The sequence below is a fragment of the Pseudomonas entomophila genome, assembly GCF_013523125.1.
Taxonomy (GTDB): domain Bacteria; phylum Pseudomonadota; class Gammaproteobacteria; order Pseudomonadales; family Pseudomonadaceae; genus Aquipseudomonas; species Aquipseudomonas entomophila_B.
Genome location: NZ_JAAMQJ010000085.1, coordinates 1 through 2,360, shown reverse-complemented (window position 1 = coordinate 2,360; position 2,360 = coordinate 1). Strand labels below are relative to the sequence as shown.

General features: G+C 45.5%; 1 pseudogene. It reads left to right on the top strand.

The features are described from left to right. Positions 1-364 precede the first annotated feature (364 nt). A pseudogene (locus G7007_RS22295) lies at positions 365-1,105 on the top strand (KAP family NTPase); the annotation flags it as partial. Positions 1,106-2,360: the final 1,255 nt, after the last annotated feature.

Below are 2,360 nucleotides of genomic sequence, written 5' to 3'. Positions count from 1 at the left end.
CGTTCGCGGCGGGTTTGCTTGCGCTTGCCGGCGTACTCAAAGTCGGAAAAACTCATCTGGCTCATGGGCGGCTCGGATCAGGTGGTGCGGTGATTTTCGCATAACTGAGGACTTGTTCGGAGATTCCCTAGCACCGAGACTAAAATCGCTCCATGAGGTGTTTGAAGCAGCAGATCCGTACTGGGCCCCTGCAATTTTGACCATTTTATGCGCCATTATACTTTCACCGACAGTACAACACCTACGCGCCCTATTCAAGAAAGAAACATCTCAACTCTACTTTCTTTCAGATGATGAAATACATAAAAGCACGGAAGACGCATTACACTGTGATCCTCAGGCGGAAGCATTTGCCAAAACCATAATGGCTAGCCACGCTCACCTAGGCCTGGTCTTTGGCATCGACGGCCCCTGGGGAGTTGGGAAAACCAGCTTCATCAACCTAGCAACGCATTATTGGGAAAAACATTCCGACGAAGTAATTATTTGTCGCTTTGAACCACTCCGATTTGCGTCCGAGCCAGATCTTACAGATAGGCTTATCAAAGAACTGTCCGCAACTATCCAGCGGGAAGCCTATGCTCCTGAGTTTCGACCAGCAGCTTCGAGATATTCGCGACTAATCAAAGGTAAAGCAGATATTTCTTTCTTAGGATTCAAGCTAGCCATTGAACCTTCACAAGAAACCCTAGATGAACTTTTAGACGATATTGATGATGTGCTTCGACGAATAGGTCGGCGCGTTATCATAGTCATAGATGATCTTGACCGCCTAGATTCAAAAACTGCCAACTCAGTATTATTTGCAACTCGCAGAACATTCAAACTCTCTCAAGCCACGTTCATACTATGTTACGATACTGAAATTCTTGCCGGAGTTCAGGAAGAAACTTCGCGCGCACGTGAGTTTTTAGAAAAATTCGTCACTGTGAAACTAAGCTTATTTATTGACAGCTCTTCAATAAAAAATTTCCTGACAAGAGACTGGCAAAATAAAGAGCAAAAGCTTACATCGGTCCCCTCTGACACGATGATACAACTTGGAGCAGTGCTTACCGAGTTATCTAATATTCTTGACGGCGACAACGCCGCTAGCTATTTGCCTTACGTTGGAAATCTTCGAAAGGTAAAGCGCTTCGTAAATGCTCTTCTTATTCTACAGATGGAGCGAAGCGACCTCACACGCACAGACTTCAACAAAGTCGACCTAATTAATTTAATATTTATTCACCTATTCTATCCAGGAACTTTTAGGCAAATTTATGCAGAAGAAACAGAGGGGAGGTCTGGGCGCTTCTCACTAAAGAGAAATTTAGAAGCTGACAACTTCATAAATACACCTGAGTTTTCCGGGCAATTAGAAAAAGAACCAGCTCAAGCGTTCCTGCTACGTCAACTCTTCGACGCAGAAACTCTAGACCTTCCGACCCGCACAGATATAGAGCCATCAGTACGGGCTAGCCGTGCATGTTTCAACCACGAAGGATCTCGAAATTTAGAAAACCACCTCAAACTAATCGTTAGATTTGCCACCCCGGAGCCTCAGGATACTTTCGCGCTGTACCAAGAGTCTGTTAACTCAGTGATAAAGGGTGAAAAAATCTCGACCATCTTGACATCAACAAACTTCAACCTTGTCAAGCATGAGCGGGCACATGATCAATTTTGGAGGCTGCTCGTCAATAGCTCTTCCAGCTTCAACCACATTACTGCTGAAGATGCTATCAACACCTTGGTTGAATACCTGCCCCGATATGCATCAATCGGTCGATTCGACGGCAGCCTGCGACACAGGTCTATCTATTCACTATTGAGACTTTTGGATCGAGCAGGATGGGGTAGGACAGCTGGTAAGCGCCTCATAAACTCTAATGAAAATGTAATCGAGATAGCGCAACGAATTTTTGGCGATGGCGAATACAGGAACAAAGGGCTTCTAGACCGGATTACCAGCGATGATCGGGGTGCGCTGGGTTGGAATGATCTAATGCTTCTAAGACTCCAATGCTCGGCTGATCGTAATGGACAACTTTATAATCTTCAAAAAGCACTCATCGTGGTCGACCACCCGGATGCAGCAACATCAGGAGTTGTAAGTAGACTAGCAATTATGGGCATGAGAAGAATATCCCAACTAGTCTTTGCCAAATTCAAATCCGATTACATTGACAGGAAGGTCAACTTTTACGACGCTGTAGATTCGACTCCTGATGAAAACTTTGACACGACTGGACTTGGCGGCCTCAGGTTCCAAGTGCAACAGTCAGTTGATAATGTTGAGCCGATTGGTTGCCAGCAGTTGCAGATGATCCGTCAACACTTCAACAGGGAATTTCCAGCCCAATGTCTGACGAGGTCGG